Genomic DNA, 24,774 nt, shown 5'->3' on the forward strand with positions numbered 1-24,774 from the left:
TCAAATAAACAAAAGGCCCCGGCTGTCATAAACCGAAGCTCCCGTATCATTGCCACAGCGGATCGCACGATCAAGCCCCATAATGGTGGCGATGGCTCCGTCGATCTTCTCTGTGGATTTTTCCTTGTCCGCCTTGATGTTGCCTGCCGGGTCGGTGCGGATGTAGATGTTGTCCATCATCCACCGCAGCACTGGGTGCCCGCCGTGGGCGATTTTCTCCTCCAGCACCAGCTTCATCAGTTCCTTGGTCGGTGGGGACATATCCTTAAAACCCTGACCGAAGGGAACGACTGTAAAGCCCATGCCCTCCAGGTTCTGCACCATCTGCACCGCGCCCCAGCGGTCAAAGGCGATCTCCCGAATATTGAACCGTTCACCCAGCTGTTCGATGAATTTCTCGATGTAGCCGTAGTGGACCACATTGCCTTCAGTAGTCTGCAAAAAGCCCTGACGTTCCCAAAGGTCATAGGGAACGTGGTCACGGCGGACACGCAGATCCATCTGTTCCTCCGGTATCCAGAAGTATGGAAGGATCACATATTTGTCATCTTCATCCTCCGGTGGGAACACCAGCACAAAAGCCGTGATATCCGTAGTAGAGGACAGGTCCAGACCGCCATAGCAGACGCGACCTTCCAGATCATTCTCGTTTACGGCAAAGGAGCATTTATCCCATTTATCCATCGGCATCCATCTGATAGCCTGCTTTACCCATTGATTGAGCCTGAGCTGCCGGAAAGCATTCTCCTCAGCGGGATTTTGTTTTGCGGACTCGCAGGCGGCTTTTACCTTATCGATGCCGACCGTAATACCGAGAGAGGGGTTTGCCTTTTTCCACACTTTTGGGTCCGTCCAATCATCAGACTCATCTGCGCCATAGATCACCGGATAGAAGGTCGGATCGATTTTGCGTCCGGCCAGAATATCCTGTGCCTTCTGGTGCGTTTCATAGCAGATAGACTTTGTATCCGTACCGGCAGTCGTGATAAGGAAATATAAAGGCTGCATACGCGCATCGCCAGAGCCCTTGGTCATAACATCAAAGAGCTTTCGGTTGGGCTGCGTGTGCAGCTCATCAAATACCACGCCGTGGATATTAAAGCCGTGTTTACTGTAGGCTTCTGCAGAAAGCACCTGATAGAAGCTGTTGGTAGGAGCGTAAACTATACGCTTGGTGGCCGTTAGGATTTTGACGCGCCGGTTAAGCGCCGGACACATCCTGACCATATCGGCTGCCACTTCAAAAACAATGGACGCCTGCTGACGATCCGCAGCGCAGCCGTAGACCTCTGCACGTTCCTCACCGTCGCCGCATGTGAGCAGGAGTGCCACCGCAGCGGCCAGCTCCGATTTGCCCTGTTTCTTCGGTATCTCGATGTACGCCGTATTGAACTGCCGATAGCCGTTGGGCTTCAGAACTCCAAACAGGTCTCGGATGATCTGCTCCTGCCAGTCGATCAGCTCAAAGGGCTTGCCTGCCCAGGTGCCCTTGGTATGGCTGAGAGACTCGATAAACATCACTGCAAAATCGGCAGCGTCCTTATCGTAGTGTGAGGTCTTCGCCATAAACCGGGTAGGCGTGTATTTCTTCAGTTTTCGCATAGGCACCACCTCCAAAATGGCATAAAAATAGCACCGGCTATTTCTAACCGATGCTTAAAAATACAGGTTGACAAACTGGAAATTGTATTACCAGTTTTAAAGCGATTCAAGAAGTAAGGTCGCTTTATTTGCAACTTTCTCTTTAATAGCAGAAACTGTATCTTCAACGGAAAGTTGTGTTGTATCTAAAATATTTTTCTCGTATGCTCCCAAATTATTAAATTGCTCCCACATGATTTCTACTAACTCAATATTAGTTTTTCTATCTAATTTTGAGCGTTCAATCGCCCGCTTCATGGTTTCTTCCTTATTAGCCCTCAAAACGATATAATGCACTTCATATCCCTCTCGTACAATGTTTAGCCACGGCTCTAAAAACCACGGACCGATAATACCGTCTACAATCACATCATATCCTCCACGGACATAACGCTTTGCGGCTTCTAAAAAAGCCTCAATCACAATTAGATTTTGCTCATTAGATTCCGGCAAATGTGGGGGGATTGCTCCTTTACTAAGATAATGGTAAAAATCATCCGTGTGCATATGCACAGATTTTTCCATAGTGGATTCTTTGGCAACAATAGCTGATGTTGTGGTTTTTCCTGTTCCTGGTGCGCCAGTAATTACAATAATTCTTCCGCTCTTCATTTATTTTTATCCCCTCAATTCCGATTTGTCCCCACCAAGATTACTTTATTATACAGCAAAATTGTGAATTTTTCAACGCTCCCGGCTTTCCATATGGCGGTGGATCGTCTCGATGATCTGCTCCTGCTCGGCAGTGTCCACGCCGATGGACCGGAGCGCCTGCCTGGTGCCGCAGTCCGGGCAGATGAGGGTCTTGTTGTCCTCCCTGGAAAGCGCCGGAGCGCCGTGGTAGGTCCTGCCGCAAAGCGGGCAGACCGCCGTCCTTATGATGTTATCCTTCATAGCCGCATACCTCCCTGCATTTATCGTAGGCATCGATCAGAATGTTCTTGTTGAAGTAAAAGGTGTCGTACCCCTCCAGGCAGGTCCTCATGTAAAAGTTGGAGGGGATTCCAATGGGCCTGTCCTCATGCATGACGTAGGCAAAAGCCGTCACCGTTCTGCGCTTACCTGTACGGATGCCCTTGTATTGGAGCTTGATGTCTTTCTTGTAGTAGAAATTGGGGAATCCCTCATAGCGGTCGAGGGCGGCTTCATCTGCAGCCGTCACCTCCCAGATCACCACAGGGACCGTGCCGCCAGTACATTCCTCAATCGTGAGGTAAGAGCCAGTCTTGCTTCCTTTGAACAGCAGCTCCCACCCCTTAAGGTTAGCCGTGCCGAGGATCGTGGCGTGAGGGCAGCGCATCCGCATCTGCGGTACATTGAGGTTGCTGCCGTAGGCGATGTAGTATCTTTTTTCTTTCATGTGTATCCATCCTTTCCTGGAGGACTTAGGTTACTTGTCCTTCTACCACCCTAAGACCGCCGAAGCGGTCAGGGGCAGGGCATTTAACCTAAATCCTTCAAGCGGCTGCTCTGCCGTGCCGGAAGGCTGTATCTCCTGAAAGGTTACGGGTCAGGAAATCTCTGGCCGTTGCGAACTCCTCGCCGATGAAGCCCAGGCGTAGGAGCCAGGTTCTCATGGCGTATTTGGGGTTCTCGCTCTGCTGGGGTTTGGGGCTTGCCGTCCGCACATCCTTCGCCATCTGGCTCAGCGCCAGGCAAAGCTGAATGTAGCTTTTGAGCTGTCCTGCGTGGATGCCGCCCCGGCGCTCTGCGGTCGGCTCATCAAACTGGAAGAGCCGGAACTCGACCGTCCCTTTGGTGAAGGTGGCGTGGAGGTTGAGCATATGGTAGCGGCTGTCGTTGTAGTGCTGGTTTCTGCCGTAGCTCGCGCCGTGGCTGGTGTACCAGATGTCCGCAAGCTGCGCCATCGTCTTGGGCTTTCTGCTGTTGACCTTGGCGAGGAAGTTGGGGTCTACCGTGCGGCAGTAGCGGCTCATGCGGCTGCGGTCAAGCTTCAGGGCTTCTGCGATCAGGCTTTCGTGGCTTGCCATAATGTTGGCGAGGTTCCGAAGGCTCTGCGGTGTGTGGCCCTGCGCTCCAATGTGGATGTGAACTCCGCATCCTCTGGAGGCGTCGCTTTTCGCTCCTGCGTGTCTGAGCTGTCTGCAAAGCTCCTGCAGGGTTTCGATGTCCCCGTAGGTCAGGATCGGGGTGACCAGTTCGCATTTCTGCTCGTCCGGCCCTGCGATGGAAACGTCCTTCTGGAATTTCCACTCGCGCCCCTGTGCGTCCCAGGCGCTCCAGGTGCTGTAGCCGTTGCGGCCTGCGGTATTCTCGTATCTGCCTGTGCCGAAGAAGTCGGCGGCAACCTTTGCTGCCTTCTGACGGGTGATGTTGTTCATCTCGACCTCGACCCCGATGGTCTGGTTTTTCATCTCTGCGATCTGCCTTGCTGTTTTCTCGTTCATGGTGAATCCTCCGTTTTCGTTTGGTGTGTTTTCCCTTTCGGTGTACACATATTCGCTCTAAAAGAGGATAATAGCAAGGCCATTTCCGATAATATACTACACAAAGATGACCGCAAGATATTGTGTAATTCACACCCGCTTACCACCATCAGATGTGTTCTTGACCTTTCGGCACAAATCCTCTCCAAACGCCACGGAAAGGCCGCTGCCGTTGTCCCACGCGACCATGATGGAGCCGATATCATCCACGCCCATCACAGTGCCCTGTGTGCCGATTGGCGGTGCCTGGGGATCGTCCATCCGCAGCAGCTCTACTCGGGTGCCGGACGGAAACTCCTTGCGGATACGCTCCACGATTTCTCTACTTGGAAACTTCATGGTCTACACCCCCGTTCTTGAATGCCGAGGAGCCGGAGAGGTTCTTCAGCAGGATCTTGCGTTCGACTTTGTATTCGCTGCCGATGAAGCCCAGGCGCAGGAGAAAGCAGCGGAAGGCGTACTTCTCATTGTCCACAGCTTTTTCCGTGACCGTCACGCGCTTGGCGTTTTTGCTCATCTCGCAGAGTGCGGAAATGAAATGGGTGTAGGCTTTGACCGCATCGGCGCCTGGTAGCTCGATAAACCAGGGAAATGCCACCCGGTCTTCCTGAATCTCGATTGGCAGAGCGTCCACACCGAGCGCCTTTTTGATAAGGCTGCCCTTGGCATCCAGCAGTTTGGTGAGGTTGCCTACTGCCACCTTGTCCAGCGGAATCTCCACTGTCAGCCCCACGTTTGCCTCCTGTGGCGCAGTGTCGGCGGCTTCGGATTCTTCCTCGAAGAACTGTTCCTCGCCGTCCTGTGCCTCGCATTCAAAGCCTGCGACGGTGATAGCTTCAAGTACCTGCTCGACCTCCTCGCTGTCGGCGCGGTCGTCAAACAGGAGCGTCCCTTCCTTGGTGACCGTGAAGTAGTCGATCTCATAATTGCAGGTGGGCATGAATTTGTATTCCGCCCTGGCACCTGTGGCATCCGAAATGACCTTGACCAGCTCCTTGCGTTTTGCGCCTGTCACATTGTATCTAATTTCCATGTGCGAAAACCTCCTTTGTTTTTGGTAGTCACATATTCGCTCTGAACCCCTGAAATAGCAAGCGATTTCCGCACATTTTGCTGTAGAATAGCTGCCGGATCATTCGCCGGATAACTGTGCATAGTACACGATGCCGGAAAGCACAAAACAGACGTTAGGCAGCGCCACGCCGTTGCCCCACATCTTGTATTCCGCAGAATCGGAGTGAGGGGCTTTCAGCCACTTGATGATCTGATTGCGGCTCTTCGGCTTGGAGGACGCTCCCATGACCTTTCGGTGTGTTTCAAATACTTCCGTCCAGGACTCTACTTCATCCTCGGTCGGATTGGCCGTGCCAAGGTCGGAACACCACCAGTCCGGGAATCCCTGCAGTCTGGCGCATTCGGTGGGCGTCAGTCTGCGAACGATGTACTCAGGCTCGGTTTCGTTCACCACAGGCGGGTCTTTATAGTCCCTTGCCATCAAGGTTGGTGACTGTTCTTCAAGCGCCTGGGTATAGGAGCCGGTGGTCATGCAGTAGGCCACTGCGCCCGGTCCTTTTGCCACTATCGTAGGCTCCAGTTCTTCCTCAATTCCAAGACTGAACTTAGCGTTCCGTCCCATGTTGTATGTGGTGCGGTCGATTCCGTAAGCCACCGCATGACGGTCGGTGGCATCCAGCGTAAAGGACACATCCTCATTCACGCCGCTGCCCTGGGGGCCGTTCTTATCCGCCCTGCCGATCATGGAACCCTGCAGGGCCACTACAGCCATGCCGCCCTGGTTGCAGGTAGGATTGCCACCGTTCGCATCCAGGCATCTGGAAGTTTCCGCTTCGTAGAATCCGCTCTTGGGATTCTCCGATTTCATGGCGTTGCTGTCCTTGGAGCAGATACCATAGACCTTCGGCACGAACAGTGTCTGGTCATTGTTGCAGCCCAGAGTGGCGGATTTATTATCCTGGATCAGCGCGCCCTTGCCGCCGCCCTCACAGCCGGAGCGGATCTTCAGCGTCTTAGGCGTCTCCACTACAAAGGGCTGGTTGTTCCCGCCCATACCATAAGTGGCATTGACCGTGGGCGCTGTCTCCAGAGGGCCGATGTATCTGGTGTCCTGGCTATGGTTCTCATAGACCGCCGCCGGCACCGTACCGGCACGGAGGGTGGGCGAGGTTTCCTCCCCATACCCGATGCCCCTGGCTTGTGCGGAATGCTCGGTACAGAAGCCGGCGGCACCCATCACGCAAGGCGGGTGCCCGTGGTTTTCCGCCCGGAGAGTTGCCGCGACATCCTCCGTCACATCTATGCGGCTGCCGCCCTGGTCGTTTAGGCAGACGCAGCCTGACGCTCCAGCGCCTTCCGCAAAAGCTCCGGCAACTCCTTGCCACGGGCGGAAGCCCTGCGGAGTATACCCAGACACGCCTTCGGACTCAAATAGTATTTTTCCGGCACTCCCGCCTGCAAAATCTGCGACAAGGTAGATGCGTTTTCTGCGCTGGGGGACTCCCCAGTACTGCGCATCAAATACCCGCCATGCGAGACTGAAATCGTCTGCCACGATCTCCCCGGCGTTTGCCCATCTCTCAGGTCGAGCAGGATCAATTTCGTATCCTTTGACCGAGCAGATCTCTTCGAGGACGGACTGGAAGTCCGCGCCCTTGTTGGAACTGAACGCGCCGGGGACGTTCTCCCAGACAATGTACCTTGGATATCTGCCATCAGTTGCACACCTCATTTCCTTTACGATCCGGACGGCTTCATAGAACAAGCTGGAACGGGAGCCGTCCAATCCTTCCCGCCGACCCGCAATGCTCATATCTTGGCAAGGCGAGCCGAAGGTGATGATATCCACCGGTTCAATCTTCCTGCCGTCCATCCGGGAGACATCGCCATAGTGCTTCATAAAAGGCAGCCGCTTTGTGGTCACCCGGATGGGGAACGGCTCGATCTCCGAAGCCCACACGGGGGTAATGCCGGAGAGCAGGCCGCCCAAGGGGAAACCGCCGGAGCCGTCAAAGAGGCTGCCGAGAGTCAATTTATTCATCTGGTACCTCCACCTCTTTTACAAGGTCGGAGTACATCATCTTTTCTCCGTTTCTCTCCACAAAAATATCCTCCGGCGGGATGCCGTTCTCCACGGCCCTGCGGAGGATGACCGATGCGTACTTCTCGTCCAGTTCCATCATGCAGCAGACACGGTTCATCTGCTCACAGGCCATCATGGTGGAGCCGCTGCCGCCGAAGGTGTCGATCACCACGGCATTCTCTTGGGTGGAATTCCCGATGGGATATCCCAGCAGGTCCAGCGGCTTGGAGGTCGGGTGGTTTGCATTGCGCTTCGGTTTGTCGTAGTTCCAGATGGTGGTCTGCTTGCGGTCGGAATACCACGGGTGCTTGCCATTCTGCAGGAAGCCATACAGCACAGGCTCATGCTGCCACTGGTAATCCGAGCGTCCCAGCACCAGGGAGTTCTTCACCCAGATACACACGCCAGCCAGATGGAACCCGGCGTCAATGAACGCCTTTCGGAAGTTCAAGCCCTCAGTGTCCGCATGGAACACATAAGCTGCGCCGCCTTTCTCCAGATGCTCCGCCATGCACTGAAAAGCGGAGAGGAGGAAGTTATAAAACTCCTCGTCTTTCATGGAATCGTTCTGGATGGTCAGACCACTGGAACTTTTGAAGGAAACGCCATAGGGCGGGTCCGTCACGATGAGATTGGCCTTCCTGCCGTCCATGAGCAGAGTCACATCCTCGGCGGAGGTGACATCCCCGCATACAAGGCGGTGCCGGCCCACCGTCCAGATATCACCCCGCTCCACAAAGGAGGCTTTCTCAAGCGCGGCGGTCAGGTCAAAATCATCATCCCTGGCTTCGCTGCCGGAATCATCCGCAAACAGGTCGGCCAGTTCCTTCTCGTCAAAGCCGGTCAGCAGGGGATCAAAGTCCATGCCCTGCAGAGACTCGATCTCCACCCGCAGAAGCTCCTCATCCCATCCGGCGTCCATCGCCATGCGGTTATCCGCAATGATATACGCTTTCTTCTGAGCTTCGGTGAGGTGGTCAGCAAAGACGCACGGCACTTCCTTGATGCCTTCCTCCTTTGCCGCCAGGATTCTGCCGTGGCCTGCAATCACGCCATAGTCACGATCGATGATGACGGGATTAATAAAACCGAACTCCCGGAGAGACGAGCGGAGCTTGGTGATCTGCTCCGGGGAGTGGGTGCGGGCATTGTTTACATAGGGTACCAGCTTAGTAATGGGTACAAGCTGCATCTCGGTCGTTGTCTTCATCGCACCAGCCCCCATTCCGCAAATTTCTCAAAACCGCCAAGGCTCTGGATGTATCTCCGGGCAGTCTCCACGATCTCTCTATAGAGAATGCCGTCCACCGTATCATCCCCGATGGCGCAGCACAGTTCCACGGGCTTTCCCGTTTCCTGCGCCTTCAGCCATGCGTAGATATTGACAGACACATCTGCTTTGGAGAGGTCTTTCCCGTGAAGGCCGCCGCCCGTCACGGAATCGGCCATGTCGCTGCCCAGCTTCCGGTTGGCTGCGCCGGAGTCCACATCCGTGCCGCCCGTCCAGTCGCCCAGGGGATTGACCTCGGCGGAGGGATATAACCTTTTTAGTTCTTCCGTAGGCGCATTGCTCTGGCAGAGGATCAGCCTTGCCTCATCAATGATGTACTTCCCATCCGAGGGATATGTGTGATACACATTTTTGGCAATCTCGCAGAGGGCTTTCTGCTCCTCCGTGACCGGCATTCCTTTGAAGATACCGTTGTCGCCGCAGCGGATTCCTTCTGCCTGGTTGTTGGCAAGGCGTCCGTCCTGCGGCACTTCCACATAATCCGGGTGCAAATTCCCGCCGATACGCTTCACAATGGCGTCCACCTCATCCTGCGAAATGTGTACGGAACTCTCCGCGATGATGTGACAGACACCGTGGCCGATGAGGACTTCCACAGCAATCCTGGGATTTTCTTCTTTCCTGTACGCCGCATCCACCAGTGCGCCGGCGATTCGGTCGGCCACCTTATCCGGGTGGCACGGATTTACTTTCTCAAACATGGCTTCACCCCTTCCTTGCACGGAGCAGACGCTCCATCAAATCGTCCTGGGGAGATATCTCCCCATAATCGGTGCTGCAGTTTTCCTTCACGATCTGGAAGATTTCGTTCCAGAGCCGCACCGCCTGGTTCATGTAGTTAATGCCGATGTTAATGAACGGGGATGGGATCGGCTTCTGGGTGGTAGGATGCTTGGAGAGGAAACCCATGCGGTTGGTCATCTCCTCGCACTGAATCCAGCGGGCGCTGCACATGGCGTACCGCTCCAATAGCTGGGGAGACACCTTCGCCGCACAGCCCACCTTCTTTAACCACTCCCAGGTTTCCGTGTATATCTCCTCCGCCTGGAGCGTGCTTCCGTCACGCTGCTCGGCGGAGAGGAACTCATGGGGCTTTGGCATATCAACACCCTCGACTTCGGGAATATCCAGCACTTCCAATCTGCGCCCGCCCGGATTGCCGTTCTCGGCTTTCTCCTTGACCGCGGACTTTTTTCTTCCCGCACCGGGTCTCGCGCCGCCGCGCCCGCCTGTGTTATTAGATTTTGTCGGCATTTTCTCACCCCTTTCCTTGAAAAAATGAGCAGCCGCAGCCGGCCGCCCTTAATTACCCTTTTGATTTCGCCTTTTTCGCGCACGAAGCCCCAGGCCGCTGTCCGCTCATGAAGGTCCCGGAGATTTTGACCGCCCCACGGTCACCGGTCGCCAAGCTCGTGATGCAGCTTTGTGTGGCAGGACTGGCAGAGAGACATCAGATTGTCATTCCGATGCGTCCCGCCCTGCGAGAGGGGGACAATGTGATGGACTTCCTCCACAGGAGTCAGCCGACCCTCCTTCAGGCACATCTCACACAAAGGGTGCGCCGCAGCGTAGCGGTCGCGGATTCGTTTCCAAGCCCTGCCGTACTTCTTGTTGTTGTCAGCAGGGCGGCCGTACTTGTTGTACCGTTTCCGGGCAATAGCTTCATGCTCCTCACAGTACTGCCCGTCCGTGAGGTTTGGACAGCCGGGGTAGGAGCATGGGCGTTTTGGTTTCTTTGGCACGCTGCACCTCGCTTTCCGGGCAAAAGGAAAGCCCTGCAGGATTGCTCCCGCAAGGCTCGTTCCTTGTCCTGTTTTTCTGATTCTAACTATATCACAGGGACAAGGTGTATTGCAGTGGCTTTTAGTGGCTTATTTCAGAAACGGCGTCCAACGCCCTGTGATGGAGACGGTACAGCCACCGAAGTTCATATCCCATGTCCACGGCGATCTGCTCCCAGGACTTAAAGCACAGATACCGCAGTTCCAGAAGGGTCTGGTACTCCGTGTTCTGGACAGCCTTGATCTTATGGACGATGTCTTTTTTCGTCTGCACCAGTTTGCAGATGTCCCCATTGATCTCCGCCTCCAGCTCAATGATGGAAAGGATGGCGTCCTCCATGCGGTGGAGGTTCCTCGTCTCACTTCCGGGCATATCCGAATAGGTCGCAGTTGCCCGTGTGGCGAGGTCATTCAGTGACGCCACCTGCTCCATCTTGCTCTGTATCCGCTGGTCAATGCGGAACGCCTGGGAAAGGTACTCCTTCATTTCCGTCTGCTGCTTGTTCATAGGCACTACCTCCGAAAAAGAAATTTCTTCCCTCGGATTTGCCTTGATTGACTCTCATTTTCTTAGGTTTGCCCGGACCGCATCGATCAGCGCCGACTGCGTCCTGTCCTTATACTGCAGGGCTTTCATAATGCGCTCATCAATGGTGCCGTCCGTGATGATGTGCTGTACAACCACGGTCCCCGCCGTCTGCCCCTGCCGGTAAAGCCGCGCCACCGTCTGCTGGTACAGTTCCAGGCTCCAGGTGATGCCAAACCAGCAGAGGGCGGAACCGCCGCTCTGGAGATTCAGCCCGTGGCCGGCAGAAGCGGGATGGATCAGCGCCACGGGGATTTCACCCCGGTTCCACTTTGCGATACTGGCGTCAGAATCCAGCCTTGCAAAGCCGATTTTCCGCATCCGCAGCCGATCCTCGATGCGGTCAAGGTCGTGCTGGTACCAGTAGGCCACCAGCAGGGGCTTTCCATTCATGCTCTCGATGATGTCCTCCAGGGCGTCCAGTTTCCGGTCGTGGATATATTCCACATCCCCGTCATCCGTATAGACCGCCCCATTTGCCATCTGGCAGAGTTTTCCGGACAGCACTCCGGCATTTGCCGCCGTCACCTCGCCCTTGTCAAGCTGTGCCGCCAGATCTTCGCACATCTCATCATAAATGGCTCGTTCCGACTCCTCCATGTACACCCGGTACTCGCTGTTTACAAGTTCCGGCATCTTGAGGTGGTCGGCGGCTTTCATGGAGATGGTAATATCGGAGATCTTGTCATAGATCCGTTTCTCTGCTCCCGGCAGAGGCTTATAGGAATACACCACCTGACCGTTCATCCGATCCGGCCGGAAATAGTCCTGGCGGTACTTGGTGATAAACCGCCCCAATCGCTGTCCCATATCCAGCACCTTAAACTCGGCGAACAGGTCCATCAGCCCGTTCCCGGACGGGGTACCCGTAAGGCCAATGACGCGCTTTGCCCTGGGGCGCACCTTCATCAGCGATTTGAACCGCTTGCTGTTCCAGTTTTTGAAGGACGAAAGCTCGTCCACCACGATGGCGTCAAATTCAAAGGGGACATTCTCCACCATCCATTGGACATTCTCCCGGTTGATGATGTAGATGTCTGCATCCCTGCGGAACGCCTCCAGCCGTTCCTTTTCGGTACCGACCGCCACGGAATAGCGGACATCCTTCAGATGATCCCACTTTTCGATCTCCTGGGGCCAGGTATTCCTCGCTACCCGCAGCGGCGCGATCACCAGGACGTGGGTAATCTCGAAGTAGTCGAACAGCAGGTCGTACAATGCCGTCAGCGTGATGGCTGTCTTGCCAAGGCCCATGTCAAGCAGAATGGCGGCAATCTCGTGCGTTTCGATATACTTAATGGCGTACTGCTGATAATCGTGCGGTTTAAACTCCACCGCTGTCACCTCCGATCTCAGAAAGGATGTGGGGAATCTCGCTCTCGTCGTCCAGAACGAATGCCAGGAATCCCAACCGCCGCAAAAGCCGTATCCTTGACTGCTGTAGCGGCCGTGGTTTCCTGCCAGGGGTCTTGACTTCCACGAAGCCGCATTTCCCATCCGGCAATAGGATAAGGCGGTCAGGAACCCCGGAAAATCCCGGCGACACAAACTTTGGCGCAATCCCGCCTTTTGCCCTGACCGCTTTAACCAGCTTCTGTTCGATGACTTTCTCTCTCATGGTTTTCGTATTCCTCCCAACACTCCACAAGGGCATCCATAACTTCTTGGCTTGCGCCGCGATGTTCAAGATACCCGACCAGCGTTTTTAAGCGCCGCCTTTTAGGGAATCCATTTCCTTCTGCTTTCATGCTCCTGGCAAGAAGCCCCTTGGCGGAATTGCCCTTTAAATGGTTCTTTATCATCCATGTGTAAAAAAGCATTTTTCAACCTCCGTTTTTCCTGTGTGACGGTCATGTACCTCTTCCCCCGATTCTCTCTTATATATTGTTTTTTTATCTCCTTAGAGCAACTCTGGTAGAGAGGTACATGACCTACACACCTGTTAATCCTCAAACTCCGATTTGAGTTTCAGCCCGTAAATGATCACGCCTGTACGGGTACGTTTTCTCACCACTCCCGTGGATTCCAGCGCGGAGTAGAAATCAGTCGTACTCCGGGTGTATTCGCCCATCTGCAGACAGTAGCTCCTGTAGGCGTTATAAAACTCCCCGGATTTTGCTTCAAAATCGTCCCCTACCTCACAGCAGTCATCCAGGAAATGGGCCAGCCAGTCATTGTTCTCCTTGTATTTCTGGATGGCGTCCTGCACTACCTTGGGCTGGACGATTTTGTAATCGCTGGCAATGACGCGCTTTGCGCCCTCGATGATCCACGAAAGCACAGCGCCGCCCGCCGTTTTGAACAGGAAGTCCGAATAGTTCTTGATGTCGGCCTTGCCCTCAATCTTGGCGTTGAAGGGGATTACGATGAGCCGGCGCCAGGTGCCCTGGTCAATCGCCCCGACCCTGGGCAGATGATTGGTATACAGCACCAGCGTATGGGTGGGGACATAGGAGAACGGCGCCTTGTACTTTTTCTCCGCATAGATCTCATCTGTGGAGCAGAGCTGCTTGACGTTGGAGGTGTTCAGGCGCATCCCTTCCTCAAGCTCGGCGGCAATGATCATCCTCTTGCCCTTGGCTTCCGCCAGTTCCGGTTTCACGTTGCGCTTGCAGCCCACGGTCAGGGTGTCTGCGGACATATTGCCGGAGTAGGTGCCAAGCACACGGGCGATGGTGTTCCAGAAGGTGGATTTGCCGTTCCTGCCCTCGCCATAGGCAATGACCAGCGCTTCAATGTAGACCTTGCCGATAGCGGCAAGCCCCACGATCTCCTGCACATAGCGGATCAGGTCGGTGTCCCCCTGGAAGAAGGTTTGGAGGGCATCCTCCCAGACATCCATGCCATCCCCGGACGGGTCCACCGCCGTCTGCTTCGTGATATAGTCCTGGGCATTGTGTTCCCGAACAGCCCCCGTCCTCAGATCGCAGGTGCCGGACGGCAGGTTCAGTAAAAACTCATCCGCATCCAAGACACGCTGTTCGATCTGGATCATCGGGCGGGCTTCCTTTAAGGCGGCCGAGATGTATTTCGTATCCCGGCGCTTGATGGCGTACTTCCGATAGGTTTCCGCCCGCTCATACTTTTCAAAGGAGCGCCGCTGGGCTTCGCTGAACGCCGCCATCGCTTTCTTGGCGCCCATCGCGGCAAGCATGGCCCACGCGCCGTTTTCCGACATTTCCTTCATGCACCGCTGTATCTCTGTTTCCGCTTCCTCAAGCTGTCTCGCGGTCAGCTCCTGGGCAATGCCCTGGGCGTTAGGCTGGGATTCCTCCCAGAACGAGCCGTTGAACACAATGTAATCCGTAGCCGGGGAGAAGCGGAGCCGATCCATGTACTCCCTTGACAGCACAATGGCCTGTCCCACATCCGAGAAATCCTCTGGCATGAGCAGGAAGTCCTGGTTATACTGCTCCGGCGGGATATATCCCTCCTGGGCGGCTACCTTCGCACCGAACTTCACAGCGCTGGCCCAGATGCCCGCAAGCTCCGCGTCATCCAGCGGCGGGCTGCATTTTTCCGCCTCCTTCAGGAACTGCTTGTGGGCTTCTTCTGTATTCCCCAGCCGCTTGATGATCCGGCCGGCGTAATGGGACATGGTCTTATTCCGGGAACCCTCCGGGATCTGCCCCTGCGCCGCGTCCCACTCCGCAAAACTGTCTGCCAGGAACTCATCAATGGTAATCTCGCCGTCATACACCTCGACCACCGCGTTCTTTACCCCAAACAGGAACCGGGCGCTGTCCTTGGCCCCGTCATCGAAATAAGGGTAATCGGCGATCAATCTGTCTTTCCATGAGCTGTAAATCTCTGAATTTGTTGTCTCCGTGCAGATAAAATACACATGGAACCGGGGCCTGGGGCCGCGTTTTCCTTTCTGCTTCATGTGGCTCCTGCTGTAGACAAAGATCATCCCCACGCCCGGAAAATCCATCGCCACATCAAAGGGCGTGAGCCAATCGTCAGGGTCATCTGAGTGGTCGTTGTCGCAGTCCATCGGCAGACAGTCCGCTTTCAGGAAATTGTCCACGCTGCGGTAGTTCTGCTTATATGCCGCGCACACATGGTCGAAGGCTGCAGCCTGCCGCATGGTGTCCGCATCCGTGACCGTCACGGGATTCGGATACACGCAGTTTGACCGGCTCCCCACCGTCACGGCGTCATAAATTGTCATCTGCATTCCGTTTCCTCCATATCCTCCGTAAAATAACGGATTGTCATATTTTTCTGCTTCGCCTTTCCAATCTCCCGGCGCATCCCGTCTGACACCTCGCCGCCGAACACCCAGAGCTGCTCACACTTGCCCAGCAGCACCAGATCCATAAAAATCGCCAGCTCCCGCTCCGTTTCCTCTGATAAGAACTGCGGGAACAGCAGGTGCGGCGCAATGGGGATCATGCCGGCGTCTGCTGCAAACCGGCTGTACCGCCTTGCTTTTTTGGTATTGCCCTCCGTATCCCCGGAGTACGGGGAGCAGATATACACCAACGGCCGGTATCTCGCCGCCTTTTCCTCCTGGGCAACTTTCGTGAGGGCTTCATAGGCAGTCGGGTCGTAGTAACCTTCACTGTTATATTTACTGACTCCCATAAGCGCCCCTCACTTTATACAGCTCAATTAGATCCGTGCGGCCAAGCTGCACCAGCCGCTCGTAGCTTTTCTGCCTGTCTGCGTCACACTGCGCCGTGGTCTTATAAAACGGGCAGTCCTTCCCGTGGAAGTCATTGTCACCCAGGCAGACGCACACGCCATCCTTATTGGCAAAGCAGTCCCTGTGCGCAGTACAGCGCGGCAGGCCTTTTGATTTCGCTGTTTTCATAGCTTTTTCCATCCTTTCTCTGAAAATTGAGCGGCTTACACCTCTCTAACTGTGAAAGGACAGAAACCCTCCGTTTCAGCGGTGGGTGTCTGTCCTTTTTCAAAATCCAAGGGCGGAAAGCCCATATTTCAAGAGAAAACAGCCAGACTGAGGGTAACTTGCCCTGCAAACACTTGATAGCCAGAATCTTCTAAAAATAATTTTTGCACCGTTATTCAATACCTTGACTATCGCCAATGTATATGGTATATTTATCTCATAAAGAGCGAAATACACCACATTTTGGAGGATAGTTTATGAAATCAAAACGCTATTTATATGGGCTTATGGGCTTGCTCTCTCTATTAGGTTTTATTGGCATTTTCACAGAAGCGAAGTCTTTTCTTGGCTTCTTTGCCTTTGCAGTTGATTTTGAATATTTCTTCATCAAATCAGATGAAATGTTGGAGGAATACATGAACAAGTCAGCTTCACGCGCATTTTATTGCGGAATGATTTCCGTGGCACTTGTTTCTTTTGTCTGTTTCTTTGCTGGGATGAAAGAAGAAAACGAAGTGCTGATAACAGGTCTTGCCTCTGGCTGGGCGGTGTCTGTCGCAATCTATGCTTTATCTACTGCTTACTATGGCTTCAAAGAAAAATGGGGGCTGGAAAATGATAAAGAATAGAATTAAGGAGTATCGGGCCAAATATGACATGAAGCAGGAAGATTTGGCAAAGTTAGTGGGTGTCCGTAGAGAAACCATAGGGAATTTAGAAAAAGGCAGATATAATCCATCACTGGTATTAGCGTGGAACATAGCAAAAGCATTCAATGTCTCAATCGAAGATATTTTTACTGTAGAGAATTAAACATCAGCCGCAACCGGCAGCACCACCGAGCAGGAAATCTTGAAAGAGGTTCCCTGCTCTTTTTATGCCCGGATGCCGGGAGAAAGGCAATCACGAACCGTCGTTCCACCATGCCCGCATCCTGCTGAAATGCGAACTGCCGCTGTCAGATTTTCCGCAAAAACACCGCTAAAAAATGCCGTCCTTGTCCTTTCAGAAGTGAGAGGCACAGGGACGGCAAATTTTTCTCCGCTGAAAAAATCCGGTTCTGTCCTTTCAGAGACAGAGGGGCAGGAAAGCCGCTCGGAAACGGAGGTGCTGCGGATGCAGGAAAACACGGAGACAACCAGAGACAGGCAGCTTGACGAGGAACTCGCCGATGTGCTGATTGCCATCAGCGTGATTGCGAAGCGTCTCGCCAGAAAGCTGCAGACGGCCAATCAGGAAGGAGGAACGCCGGATGGGGAAATTGAGCGACCTGGACTTACAGATTAAGGAGCTGCGCTCCTGCGGGGAGACCATCATCGAAATCGCCAACACGCTGGCGGGGATGTTTTCTTCCCAGGCGGCAGAGGATGCGCCGCCGAAGGAGAAGCCGAAAGCACTCACCCTTGAGGAGGTGCGCCACCGCATGACGGTGATCGCCCAGGCAGGGCACTCAGCAGAGGTGAAAGCCCTCATTACGAAGTACGGAGCGAGGAAGCTGTCGGACATCGACCCTTCTAAATTCGAAGGGCTTCTGAAGGAAGCGGACGCGCTCGGAAAGCCGGAGGCGGGGACCGATGGGTAAGCATTCCTTCCTTTCCGCCTCCGCAAGCCACAGGTGGATCAATTGCCCGCCGTCGGCGCGGCTCTGCGAGGAGTATGCGGACAGGCCCAGCGAATACGCCCAGGAGGGTACCGACTGCCATGAGCTGTGTGCTTATAAGGTGGAAAAAGCCCTTGGCCGCAGGGTGAAGGACCCTACGGAGAACCTGACCTACTACTCCCAGGAGATGGAGGACTGCGCCGACGGCTACTGTGCCTTCGTGATGGAGGAAGTGGCAAAGGCCAGGGAACGCTGCGCCGACCCGCTGGTGCTTGTGGAGCAGCGGCTCGACTATTCCCGCTATGTGGGGATCGAGGGCAGCTTCGGCACCGGGGACTGCGTCATTGTTTCGGACGGGCTTCTCCACATCATCGACTACAAGCACGGGCTTGGCGTCCTGGTGTCTGCGGAGAAGAACAGCCAGCTTTCCTGCTATGCGCTGGGCGCCCTCGACCTGTTCGATGGCATCTACGATATCGCGCAGGTCAGCCTTACCATCTACCAGCCCCGCCGGGAGAACGTCAGCACATACACCATGAGCCGGGAAGAACTTCTGGCCTGGGCTGAGACCGTGCTTGCCCCTGCCGCAAAGCTGGCATACGAGGGCAAGGGCGAGTTTAAAGCCGGGAATCACTGCCAGTTCTGCAAGGCAAAAGCTACCTGCCGCAAACGGGCGGAATATAACCTGGAACTGGCACGGTATGACTTCGAGATGCCCGCGCTCCTGGGAGATGATGAGGTCGCCGCTATTCTTACCAAAGCGGACGAGCTGGTCTCCTGGGCCGGGGACATCAAGGACTACGCCCTGCAGAAAGCCCTGTCCGGGACGAAGTTCACAGGATTCAAAGTGGTCGAGGGCCGCTCCAACCGGAAGTACACCGATGAAGCCGCAGTCGCCAAAGCGGTCGAGGATGCCGGTTACGAGCCTTATGAGAAGAAACTGCTGGGCATCACGGCCATGAGCCAGGCCCTTGGCCGGAAGAAGTTTGAAGAGCTGCTCGGCGGCCTTGTCTACAAGCCGCCCGGCAAACCCGTACTTGTGCCGGAGAGCGATAAGCGCCCGGCCATGAACACAGCCATTAACGATTTCAAAGAAAATGAGGAGGACAACAACTATGGCAAAGATCGTAAATAAGACGAAGGTAATCACCGGCCCCAGAACCCGCTGGAGCTATGCGAATGTCTGGGACCCCAAGAGCATCAACGGCGGCACGCCCAAGTACAGCGTCAGCCTGATCATCCCGAAGTCCGACAAGAAAACCGTGGAAGCCATCAAGGCGGCGATCCAGGCGGCCTATGAGGAGGGCGAGTCCAAACTGAAGGGCAACGGCAAGACCGTCCCCGCGCTCTCAGTCATCAAGACCCCGCTGCGTGACGGCGATGCGGAGCGCCCCGATGATCCAGTCTATGCGGATGCGTACTTCATCAACGCCAATTCCGCCACCGCCCCCGGCATCGTGGATGCGGACCTGAACCCCATCCTGGAGCGTTCCGAGGTGTACTCCGGCGTGTACGGCAGGGCCAGCATCAACCTGTATGCCTTTAACTCCAACGGAAACCGGGGCATCGCCTGCGGGCTGAACAACCTGCAGAAGATCTCCGATGGGGAGCCGCTGGGCGGCAAGAGCCGTGCCGAGGATGATTTCTCCACCGAGGACGATGACGATTATCTTTCCTGAGACAACACAGGGCGGCAGTCACCGCTGCCGCCCGCCCATTCAAAGAAAATGCGAGGTAAATGGATATGACAGAGTTTTATGAGTTCGCAAAACAGTTTGATGTGATCGTGATTTTCATTCTCCTGTACGGATTTGCCGTCGGCAGCATCGTGTACTGGATCACCGACTTCCTGCACTGGTGCTGGACAAAGTTCAAGAAGCACAGGGAGAAAAAACGCCAGGCGGCAAAACAGCCGGAGGAATAAGCAATGCGCACCGGGCGGCAGGAACAGCACTCCTGCCGCCTGTTTTTATGGAGGTAAAACACATGGCAATCCACACCCTATCAATCGACTTGGAGACCTTTTCCGATGTCGATCTGAAAAAATGCGGCGTGTATAAATACGCCGAGTCCCATGATTTTGAAATCCTGCTCTTCGGCGTGTCCGTGGATGGCGGCGAGGTCACCGTATATGATCTGGCGTCCGGCGACATCGTACCGGAGGAGATTATCAAAGCCCTCTCGGACGATTCCGTCATCAAGTGGGCGTACAATGCGTCCTTCGAGCGTATTTGCCTTTCTGTCTGGCTGCGCCGAAACTATCCGCAGTATTTTTCTTCCTACAGCATAGAGGACGATACCGTCCGGAATTACCTTGACCCGTCCTCCTGGCGCTGCTCCCTGGTATGGGGCGCGTACATGGGGCTGCCCCTCTCTCTGGAGGGGATCGGCAAAGTCCTGAAGCTGGAAAACCAGAAGATGGCAGAAGGCAAGGCGCTCATCCGCTATTTCTGCGTCCCCTGCAAGCCTACCAAGGCCAACGGCGGCAGGATGCGTAATCTTCCGGAGCATGACCCGGTGAAGTGGTCAACCTTCATCGCGTATAACAAGCGGGATGTGGAAACCGAGATGGCGATCCAGCAGAAGCTGTCGAAGTTCCCCGTGCCGGATTTCCTATGGGAGGAATATCATCTCGACCAGGAGATCAACGACCGGGGCATACAGCTTGACATGGTGCTGGTGGAACAGGCCATCGACATTGATGAGCGTTCCAGGGAAGAACTCTCCGCAAAGATGCGGCAGCTCACCGCCCTGGAAAACCCGAACTCCGTCCAGCAGATGAAGGAATGGCTCACAAAGCACGGCCTTGAGGTGGACTCCCTGGACAAGAAAGCCGTGAAGGAACTATTGAAAACTGCGCCGCCGGAGCTTGCCGAGGTGCTGGAACTGCGCCGGCAGCTTGCCAAGTCCTCTGTAAAGAAGTACCAGGCGATGCAGAACGCCGTATGTGCGGACGGCAGGGCGAGAGGGATGTTCCAGTTTTATGGCGCGAACCGCAGTGGCCGCTGGGCGGGCCGGCTGATCCAATTGCAGAACCTACCGCAGAACCACATGGCGCATCTGGAAGATGCGAGAAGCCTTGTCCGTTCCGGGGATTACGCCTTGCTCTCTGCACTGTATGACTCCGTGCCGGAAGTCCTGTCGGAACTCATCCGCACAGCGTTTGTGCCGAGGGACGGGTACAAATTCATCGTTTCTGACTTTTCCGCCATCGAAGCCAGAGTGCTTTCCTTTCTGGCCGGCGAGTCCTGGCGGCTGAAGGTCTTTGCGGAGAACGGCGACATCTACTGTGCCAGCGCCTCCGCCATGTTCCATGTCCCGGTGGAAAAGCACGGACAGAACGCACATCTGAGACAGAAAGGTAAAATCGCCGAACTCGCCCTCGGATATGGCGGATCGGTGGGCGCGCTCAAGTCGATGGGCGCGCTGGAAATGGGGCTTTCCGAGGAGGAACTCCAGCCCCTTGTGGATGCGTGGCGCACCTCCAATCCGAACATCGTGCAGCTTTGGTGGGATGTGGACAATGCGGTAAAAACCACCGTCCGCCAGCGGCTTGACACAGAGACGCACGGCATCCGGTTCCGTTACCGCAGCGGGATGCTGTTCATCATTCTGCCTTCCGGCCGCCAGCTCTGCTATGTGAAGCCGAAGATGGGGACAAATAAATTCGGCGGCGATTCCGTCACCTATGAGGGCATCGGCAGCACAAAGAAGTGGGAGCGCATCGAATCTTACGGCCCGAAATTCACGGAAAACGTCGTCCAGGCCATCTCCAGGGATATTCTCATGCATGCTATACGGACGCTGTCTCACTGCTTTATCGTCGGCCATGTCCACGATGAGCTGATCATTGAGTGTGGCATGGATGTCTCCCTAAACGCTGTCTGTAAACAGATGGGAAGGACGCCGCTGTGGATAGAGGGGCTAAATCTCCGGGCGGACGGCTATGAAACCATGTTTTACAAGAAGGACTGAAAAAGGCGGTGCCTATCGTAATGATAAGCACCGCTCACTTTTTAACGGTTGAAAATGTCTTTCACCAGCGGCTGCACCAGGCTGCGGATTTTTTTAATGTCATCCGACACCGTCCGTTGCTTGATGCCCAGCTCGTCCGCCATTTCCTGCTGGGTGGCTCCGTCATAGAGCAGACGGAAGATCCTGCCATACTTCGGCTTGATTTCTGTCAGCATGGAAATAAGGTCTTCCAAGATGGTCTCATAAATCACATCATCATCAAACGCCCCTTCTGCGGTCGGCTCTGTTCCCTCATCCATCAGTACGGAGAGCGAAGCTGGCTTATTCCGCTCACGGCTGGCCTCTGAGAAGTGCTTGCACTCCTCACAGCGGTTACTTTCCGGGCAGCGGATCAGCTTGCCGTTTTTGCCCTTTACCATACAGCGGCCATCCCGGTCTTCCCGTTTGATTTCCGCCCAGATCGGCGTCATATACGCCCGATACTCCTTCTCGGTTGCGTCCACCATCACTACACGATACTTGCGGTTACCGATGCGCCGCCAGGTGACTTCCTCCGGTTTGAAGCCAAAATCGCGGATGACCTCGTCCGTTACTGCCATAGGGATCTGATACTGCCTGTCCTGCTTTTTACTCTGATTTACTGTCATTTCGTGTCCTTTCACCGCTCATCGAGCGGTAGACACGAAGAAAGCCGGTGCATCTGATGACACACCGACTCCGGCAGCCTTGTGAGGGCATGGCGAGAAAACGGTGGACATCGGATTTTCCGAACCGGCTCACTAACGCCAGTTTCAGACTTCCGTATGTATCCACCGCTCTGCTTAACGCGCGTACTTCACAAAGCGGATTTGATTTATTTCAAAGGTGTTCCCTTTGATAATTCCATTTTAGCCGCTTCGTGCAGGACACGGAATTGTAAGCACATTTCCATGTTCGGCTCCTAAAACCCCTGAAAAAAGGCAAAAAATTAGAGCCATACATGACCGTTAAGGTCACATATGGCTCTGTCAGGCGCTTTTCATATTAATTTGAGCATGGTAATCGGATTTCCATATTATCGTATTTTCGCATCAAATTTTTTCAAATCCATAGGCTGATTCTCAAAAAGGCATGATCATCGTTTGCCTTTTTCAACCCAGCTATATTTTTCGTTTTTATATTGGCAGATAAACTCGTCTCTATCATTAAAATGATGCCCCATTAAATTCGGACGAATATAATCGCGGGCAGCAAGAATCAAGTCTTCATCAGCATTGTTATCTACCATCGCCATCATAGCGAGGGCATATCCAACATAAAGTCCGTCCAGATACCCCGTCTGATGGAGGTTGTCAATTAGCAATTTGTCAGGCAGACCGCTATATCCCTTGGGGATAAGCCCTTCTTCAAAAAGTTGCTCTGACCATAATGTCTCTACTTTCTGTTCCAATTCTGGATTATTGCGTAACCGCTTGATAGTATCCGGGAGGTCTTTCATCTGACTCTCCAGATAATCAAAAAACATATTGACTGACATCTTAACCAGTTCTTTTATCCTGTTGTTAGCCTCAGCTTTTGCTTCATCCACAACGCCATCACCAAGACGTACATTTTCACTCATAGGGTTTCCTCCTCATGTTATAATCCCGTATTTATAGCGGACTGGCTCCCTGTTCCTGCAGGAACGCCTGTATTTCCGGTATTTCTTTTGGATACATATTCTTCAGTACAAACCGATACCAATTGTGGTCATCGTTGTTTAAGAGCAGCTTATGCCCGGAGCGTTGAATCAAGTAGTCGCTCATTTCCCAGGGCAGATGGGCAGCAAGACACATCAGCACCACATTGTTGAGCGTTCCGATAGTATCGCCATTGATGATATGCCCGATGGTCTTTTCCGTGATCGTGGTGCGGCGGGCAAGTTCTGCCTGTGAAATGCCCCTCCACTTCAGCAGTTCTTTCCATGCTTTCGTGTAGTTGTTGGAAAGACCGTCCAGTACCCTGGCCTCCTCCATAACCGTATCACGGATCAATTTCTTCCTGCTTTCCGCATCAAGCTCACCATTTTCTCCCTTATACACAATATCGAAGTCAATAGGGGAGCTTTTATCACGGTTCAGGAAGCATTCCCTGTGGTAGCGTTCCTCGACCCGGCCACGGATGGAAAGATCAAATGCCAGACAGCATTCATCCACATGATACCGGGCATAGTCGGTCATCAAAGTCTCGCCTGCTTCATTCTGATACACATACCTTGGATGGTTCAGAACAAAGTGCGAATCGATATAAACATAATGGTCGGCGTCTTTCAGCTTGGGATTGATAATGCTCTGGATTGCTGCGTCCTGCGCCGGGATAGAATAGGTCTGGTTATGCTTGATCGAGCCTTTCTTATAGGCGTGGGGTTTTACATAATGCCCGTCTATGTAAATGAACGCTCCCGCCGCTTCCTCGTACCCGGCATCGATCATCCGCAGCTTTGCCGCTGTCCGGGAAACCATGAAAAAGGTCGCAAGTTCTTCAATGACGAAAGGCATCAACTCGCACAGTTCAAAAACACCCAGCTCGTCACGGTATTTCCGGATTGTAGCGGAAGCCTGCCGCTTAAACATAGCGAGAGGCATCTGGATGCGGGGAGCAAGGGCATTCGCCTGCCATTCCATCCACTTAGTGTCATCGTTGCTCGGTCCTTCTATGCCACCGACAACCTTACACTTTATTTGGCTTGCTTCCTCGTTGAATAACTGCTCCAATGCAAACGCTTTTTTATGAAGTTCCCAGTGGACACACTCATGAACGATGGTATTATTATATGCTCCGAGATTTCTCTGGAAAGCCACGGACGGGTCAACAACAATAGTTCCTGGGAAGACATGTTTTTCAATTTCTTCTGCCTTATCGTCATCATACAGTTTAGCGTCCGTTTCCCGAAAATAAATCTGTCCGAAAACGCTCAGATCCTCTGAGATACGGTGTGGGATTACTGTCAAATCCATCCGCTTTGCCAATTCGGTGGGGTTAACCCACATTGGCTGCAGAAGCGCCTCTTTGTAGTATTTCCGCAGGAACGCTTCGGCTTCTTTTTCCAGATTGTCTTTATAGATGATTGGCACGAGCGCATTGGACAGCGGGCGTTTCTGACGGTTACGGCTGTCATATACAAGAACATCATAAATATCCAGATCACTCAGTCCGCAGTCCAGATCCCCACGGCAACGGAGCATGAACCATTGATGCGTTGCTTCGGTCTCGTCATTATAGTACTGGTCTTCATCGTGGACAATCAGCGTGGTATCCATTACCACATCAAATTCTATGGCTGAGCCGGGGAGGTCAGATACATCGACAAACTGCAAATCTGTATCGTAAAGCTCAATTTCGCCGACATTCCGGACTCTGTTAAGGCGCAAATCAAGAACAGAAGGGTCAACAGAAGTCAGAAAATCCTCAATTGCCCTCCACATCTGATTGTCAAGGTTATTCTTAACATACTCCTTGAATGATCGGCTTTGTCTCACA

General features: G+C 53.9%; 30 protein-coding genes. 8 read left to right on the forward strand and 22 right to left on the reverse strand.

Annotated elements, in window-relative coordinates; all coding sequences use genetic code 11:
- From BN3911_RS09450 to BN3911_RS09535, 19 genes are all read right to left on the reverse strand, one after another.
- Positions 1 to 1,602, reverse strand: a complete 1,602-nt coding sequence (locus BN3911_RS09450) for a terminase large subunit (protein WP_187127719.1) — start codon at positions 1,600 to 1,602, stop codon at positions 1 to 3.
- A gap of 96 nt (positions 1,603 to 1,698) precedes the next feature.
- Positions 1,699 to 2,253 (reverse strand): P-loop nucleotide/nucleoside kinase family protein, encoded by a 555-nt coding sequence (locus BN3911_RS09455; RefSeq protein ID WP_009320805.1) that lies wholly within the window; start codon positions 2,251 to 2,253, stop codon positions 1,699 to 1,701.
- 72 nt (positions 2,254 to 2,325) lie between these two features.
- Entirely contained in the window at positions 2,326 to 2,535 is a 210-nt protein-coding gene (locus BN3911_RS09460) for a hypothetical protein (RefSeq protein WP_009320804.1), read from the reverse strand.
- Positions 2,525 to 3,001, reverse strand: coding sequence for a gamma-glutamylcyclotransferase family protein (locus BN3911_RS09465; RefSeq protein WP_066864676.1), 477 nt, complete (start codon positions 2,999 to 3,001; stop codon positions 2,525 to 2,527). The genes BN3911_RS09460 and BN3911_RS09465 overlap by 11 nt, the downstream gene beginning before the upstream one ends.
- 97 nt (positions 3,002 to 3,098) lie before the next feature.
- Positions 3,099 to 4,049, reverse strand: a complete 951-nt coding sequence (locus BN3911_RS09470; RefSeq protein WP_066864679.1) for an amidoligase family protein — start codon at positions 4,047 to 4,049, stop codon at positions 3,099 to 3,101.
- Positions 4,050 to 4,178: 129 nt separating this feature from the next.
- Positions 4,179 to 4,427 (reverse strand): DUF4314 domain-containing protein, encoded by a 249-nt coding sequence (locus BN3911_RS09475; RefSeq protein ID WP_066864681.1) that lies wholly within the window; start codon positions 4,425 to 4,427, stop codon positions 4,179 to 4,181.
- The gene (locus BN3911_RS09480) at positions 4,411 to 5,121 is read right to left on the reverse strand and encodes a virulence protein (RefSeq protein ID WP_066864684.1); all 711 of its coding nucleotides are present in this window, start codon (positions 5,119 to 5,121) and stop codon (positions 4,411 to 4,413) included. The genes BN3911_RS09475 and BN3911_RS09480 overlap by 17 nt, the downstream gene beginning before the upstream one ends.
- A 99-nt stretch (positions 5,122 to 5,220) precedes the next feature.
- Positions 5,221 to 7,143 (reverse strand): DNA cytosine methyltransferase, encoded by a 1,923-nt coding sequence (locus BN3911_RS09485; RefSeq protein ID WP_066864687.1) that lies wholly within the window; start codon positions 7,141 to 7,143, stop codon positions 5,221 to 5,223.
- On the reverse strand, positions 7,136 to 8,395 hold the full coding sequence (locus tag BN3911_RS09490; protein WP_341440921.1) for a site-specific DNA-methyltransferase: 1,260 nt from the start codon (positions 8,393 to 8,395) through the stop codon (positions 7,136 to 7,138). Before BN3911_RS09490 ends, BN3911_RS09485 begins: the two co-directional genes overlap by 8 nt.
- Positions 8,392 to 9,177, reverse strand: a complete 786-nt coding sequence (locus BN3911_RS09495) for an S-adenosylmethionine synthetase N-terminal domain-containing protein (protein WP_066864692.1) — start codon at positions 9,175 to 9,177, stop codon at positions 8,392 to 8,394. The genes BN3911_RS09490 and BN3911_RS09495 overlap by 4 nt, the downstream gene beginning before the upstream one ends.
- Positions 9,178 to 9,181: 4 nt before the next feature.
- The gene (locus BN3911_RS09500) at positions 9,182 to 9,730 is read right to left on the reverse strand and encodes a P27 family phage terminase small subunit (RefSeq protein WP_066864696.1); all 549 of its coding nucleotides are present in this window, start codon (positions 9,728 to 9,730) and stop codon (positions 9,182 to 9,184) included.
- 140 nt (positions 9,731 to 9,870) lie between these two features.
- Positions 9,871 to 10,218: an HNH endonuclease gene (locus tag BN3911_RS09505; RefSeq protein ID WP_066864699.1), complete on the reverse strand. Its 348-nt coding sequence runs from the start codon at positions 10,216 to 10,218 to the stop codon at positions 9,871 to 9,873.
- A gap of 121 nt (positions 10,219 to 10,339) precedes the next feature.
- Positions 10,340 to 10,765, reverse strand: a complete 426-nt coding sequence (locus BN3911_RS09510; protein WP_066864701.1) for a hypothetical protein — start codon at positions 10,763 to 10,765, stop codon at positions 10,340 to 10,342.
- A gap of 54 nt (positions 10,766 to 10,819) precedes the next feature.
- Positions 10,820 to 12,178: a DEAD/DEAH box helicase gene (locus tag BN3911_RS09515; RefSeq protein WP_066864704.1), complete on the reverse strand. Its 1,359-nt coding sequence runs from the start codon at positions 12,176 to 12,178 to the stop codon at positions 10,820 to 10,822.
- The gene (locus tag BN3911_RS09520; protein ID WP_066867708.1) at positions 12,168 to 12,461 is read right to left on the reverse strand and encodes a VRR-NUC domain-containing protein; all 294 of its coding nucleotides are present in this window, start codon (positions 12,459 to 12,461) and stop codon (positions 12,168 to 12,170) included. The genes BN3911_RS09515 and BN3911_RS09520 overlap by 11 nt, the downstream gene beginning before the upstream one ends.
- Positions 12,427 to 12,663 (reverse strand): YozE family protein, encoded by a 237-nt coding sequence (locus BN3911_RS16825; RefSeq protein ID WP_074039131.1) that lies wholly within the window; start codon positions 12,661 to 12,663, stop codon positions 12,427 to 12,429. The genes BN3911_RS09520 and BN3911_RS16825 overlap by 35 nt, the downstream gene beginning before the upstream one ends.
- A 122-nt stretch (positions 12,664 to 12,785) precedes the next feature.
- Complete coding sequence (locus BN3911_RS09525; protein ID WP_187127720.1) at positions 12,786 to 15,023, reverse strand: phage/plasmid primase, P4 family; 2,238 nt, start codon at positions 15,021 to 15,023, stop codon at positions 12,786 to 12,788.
- Entirely contained in the window at positions 15,014 to 15,433 is a 420-nt protein-coding gene (locus BN3911_RS09530) for a DUF7768 domain-containing protein (RefSeq protein ID WP_066864707.1), read from the reverse strand. The genes BN3911_RS09525 and BN3911_RS09530 overlap by 10 nt, the downstream gene beginning before the upstream one ends.
- Complete coding sequence (locus tag BN3911_RS09535; protein ID WP_066864710.1) at positions 15,420 to 15,662, reverse strand: hypothetical protein; 243 nt, start codon at positions 15,660 to 15,662, stop codon at positions 15,420 to 15,422. The genes BN3911_RS09530 and BN3911_RS09535 overlap by 14 nt, the downstream gene beginning before the upstream one ends.
- Positions 15,663 to 15,958: 296 nt before the next feature.
- Here BN3911_RS09535 and BN3911_RS09540 point away from each other — a divergent pair, with 296 nt between their 5' ends.
- The 8 genes from BN3911_RS09540 to BN3911_RS09575 all read left to right on the forward strand — a co-directional run bounded on the left by BN3911_RS09540 (position 15,959) and on the right by BN3911_RS09575 (position 21,276).
- Positions 15,959 to 16,330, forward strand: a complete 372-nt coding sequence (locus BN3911_RS09540) for a DUF3796 domain-containing protein (protein WP_066864713.1) — start codon at positions 15,959 to 15,961, stop codon at positions 16,328 to 16,330.
- Positions 16,317 to 16,514: a helix-turn-helix transcriptional regulator gene (locus BN3911_RS09545; protein WP_066864716.1), complete on the forward strand. Its 198-nt coding sequence runs from the start codon at positions 16,317 to 16,319 to the stop codon at positions 16,512 to 16,514. The genes BN3911_RS09540 and BN3911_RS09545 overlap by 14 nt, the downstream gene beginning before the upstream one ends.
- 303 nt (positions 16,515 to 16,817) lie before the next feature.
- A complete protein-coding gene (locus BN3911_RS17385; protein ID WP_187127721.1) occupies positions 16,818 to 16,988 on the forward strand; it encodes a hypothetical protein in 171 nt (56 codons plus the stop codon).
- A complete protein-coding gene (locus tag BN3911_RS09555; RefSeq protein ID WP_066864724.1) occupies positions 16,954 to 17,283 on the forward strand; it encodes a hypothetical protein in 330 nt (109 codons plus the stop codon). The genes BN3911_RS17385 and BN3911_RS09555 overlap by 35 nt, the downstream gene beginning before the upstream one ends.
- Positions 17,276 to 18,436 carry a DUF2800 domain-containing protein gene (locus tag BN3911_RS09560; protein ID WP_066864727.1) on the forward strand — a complete coding sequence of 387 codons (1,161 nt, stop codon included), beginning with the start codon at positions 17,276 to 17,278 and terminating at the stop codon, positions 18,434 to 18,436. Before BN3911_RS09555 ends, BN3911_RS09560 begins: the two co-directional genes overlap by 8 nt.
- Positions 18,417 to 18,980 carry a DUF2815 family protein gene (locus BN3911_RS09565; RefSeq protein ID WP_009269281.1) on the forward strand — a complete coding sequence of 188 codons (564 nt, stop codon included), beginning with the start codon at positions 18,417 to 18,419 and terminating at the stop codon, positions 18,978 to 18,980. The genes BN3911_RS09560 and BN3911_RS09565 overlap by 20 nt, the downstream gene beginning before the upstream one ends.
- A gap of 65 nt (positions 18,981 to 19,045) precedes the next feature.
- Entirely contained in the window at positions 19,046 to 19,225 is a 180-nt protein-coding gene (locus tag BN3911_RS09570) for a hypothetical protein (protein ID WP_187127722.1), read from the forward strand.
- Positions 19,226 to 19,293: 68 nt separating this feature from the next.
- Complete coding sequence (locus BN3911_RS09575; protein WP_341441376.1) at positions 19,294 to 21,276, forward strand: DNA polymerase; 1,983 nt, start codon at positions 19,294 to 19,296, stop codon at positions 21,274 to 21,276.
- A gap of 41 nt (positions 21,277 to 21,317) precedes the next feature.
- On the opposite strand, the gene BN3911_RS09580 is transcribed toward BN3911_RS09575, so the two are convergent.
- The 3 genes from BN3911_RS09580 to BN3911_RS09590 form a co-directional block, all read right to left on the reverse strand.
- Entirely contained in the window at positions 21,318 to 21,923 is a 606-nt protein-coding gene (locus tag BN3911_RS09580) for a sigma-70 RNA polymerase sigma factor region 4 domain-containing protein (RefSeq protein WP_066864736.1), read from the reverse strand.
- 467 nt (positions 21,924 to 22,390) lie between these two features.
- Entirely contained in the window at positions 22,391 to 22,876 is a 486-nt protein-coding gene (locus BN3911_RS09585) for a hypothetical protein (protein WP_066864739.1), read from the reverse strand.
- Positions 22,877 to 22,907: 31 nt separating this feature from the next.
- A complete protein-coding gene (locus tag BN3911_RS09590; RefSeq protein ID WP_082942219.1) occupies positions 22,908 to 24,773 on the reverse strand; it encodes a helix-turn-helix domain-containing protein in 1,866 nt (621 codons plus the stop codon).
- Between the last annotated feature and the right edge of the window lies 1 nt (position 24,774).

Origin of the sequence: Neglectibacter timonensis (assembly GCF_900048895.1) — a bacterium.
Taxonomy (GTDB): domain Bacteria; phylum Bacillota; class Clostridia; order Oscillospirales; family Acutalibacteraceae; genus Acutalibacter; species Acutalibacter timonensis.

Coding starts and splice junctions, on each gene's coding strand:
- BN3911_RS09450 (WP_187127719.1), bottom strand. CDS start 1,602: ATGCGAAAACTGAAGAAATACACGCCTACCCGGTTTATGGCGAAGACC.
- BN3911_RS09455 (WP_009320805.1), bottom strand. CDS start 2,253: ATGAAGAGCGGAAGAATTATTGTAATTACTGGCGCACCAGGAACAGGA.
- BN3911_RS09460 (WP_009320804.1), bottom strand. CDS start 2,535: ATGAAGGATAACATCATAAGGACGGCGGTCTGCCCGCTTTGCGGCAGG.
- BN3911_RS09465 (WP_066864676.1), bottom strand. CDS start 3,001: ATGAAAGAAAAAAGATACTACATCGCCTACGGCAGCAACCTCAATGTA.
- BN3911_RS09470 (WP_066864679.1), bottom strand. CDS start 4,049: ATGAACGAGAAAACAGCAAGGCAGATCGCAGAGATGAAAAACCAGACC.
- BN3911_RS09475 (WP_066864681.1), bottom strand. CDS start 4,427: ATGAAGTTTCCAAGTAGAGAAATCGTGGAGCGTATCCGCAAGGAGTTT.
- BN3911_RS09480 (WP_066864684.1), bottom strand. CDS start 5,121: ATGGAAATTAGATACAATGTGACAGGCGCAAAACGCAAGGAGCTGGTC.
- BN3911_RS09485 (WP_066864687.1), bottom strand. CDS start 7,143: ATGAATAAATTGACTCTCGGCAGCCTCTTTGACGGCTCCGGCGGTTTC.
- BN3911_RS09490 (WP_341440921.1), bottom strand. CDS start 8,395: ATGAAGACAACGACCGAGATGCAGCTTGTACCCATTACTAAGCTGGTA.
- BN3911_RS09495 (WP_066864692.1), bottom strand. CDS start 9,177: ATGTTTGAGAAAGTAAATCCGTGCCACCCGGATAAGGTGGCCGACCGA.
- BN3911_RS09500 (WP_066864696.1), bottom strand. CDS start 9,730: ATGCCGACAAAATCTAATAACACAGGCGGGCGCGGCGGCGCGAGACCC.
- BN3911_RS09510 (WP_066864701.1), bottom strand. CDS start 10,765: ATGAACAAGCAGCAGACGGAAATGAAGGAGTACCTTTCCCAGGCGTTC.
- BN3911_RS09520 (WP_066867708.1), bottom strand. CDS start 12,461: ATGAGAGAGAAAGTCATCGAACAGAAGCTGGTTAAAGCGGTCAGGGCA.
- BN3911_RS16825 (WP_074039131.1), bottom strand. CDS start 12,663: ATGCTTTTTTACACATGGATGATAAAGAACCATTTAAAGGGCAATTCC.
- BN3911_RS09525 (WP_187127720.1), bottom strand. CDS start 15,023: ATGCAGATGACAATTTATGACGCCGTGACGGTGGGGAGCCGGTCAAAC.
- BN3911_RS09530 (WP_066864707.1), bottom strand. CDS start 15,433: ATGGGAGTCAGTAAATATAACAGTGAAGGTTACTACGACCCGACTGCC.
- BN3911_RS09535 (WP_066864710.1), bottom strand. CDS start 15,662: ATGAAAACAGCGAAATCAAAAGGCCTGCCGCGCTGTACTGCGCACAGG.
- BN3911_RS09540 (WP_066864713.1), top strand. CDS start 15,959: ATGAAATCAAAACGCTATTTATATGGGCTTATGGGCTTGCTCTCTCTA.
- BN3911_RS09545 (WP_066864716.1), top strand. CDS start 16,317: ATGATAAAGAATAGAATTAAGGAGTATCGGGCCAAATATGACATGAAG.
- BN3911_RS17385 (WP_187127721.1), top strand. CDS start 16,818: ATGCAGGAAAACACGGAGACAACCAGAGACAGGCAGCTTGACGAGGAA.
- BN3911_RS09555 (WP_066864724.1), top strand. CDS start 16,954: ATGGGGAAATTGAGCGACCTGGACTTACAGATTAAGGAGCTGCGCTCC.
- BN3911_RS09560 (WP_066864727.1), top strand. CDS start 17,276: ATGGGTAAGCATTCCTTCCTTTCCGCCTCCGCAAGCCACAGGTGGATC.
- BN3911_RS09565 (WP_009269281.1), top strand. CDS start 18,417: ATGGCAAAGATCGTAAATAAGACGAAGGTAATCACCGGCCCCAGAACC.
- BN3911_RS09570 (WP_187127722.1), top strand. CDS start 19,046: ATGACAGAGTTTTATGAGTTCGCAAAACAGTTTGATGTGATCGTGATT.
- BN3911_RS09580 (WP_066864736.1), bottom strand. CDS start 21,923: ATGACAGTAAATCAGAGTAAAAAGCAGGACAGGCAGTATCAGATCCCT.
- BN3911_RS09585 (WP_066864739.1), bottom strand. CDS start 22,876: ATGAGTGAAAATGTACGTCTTGGTGATGGCGTTGTGGATGAAGCAAAA.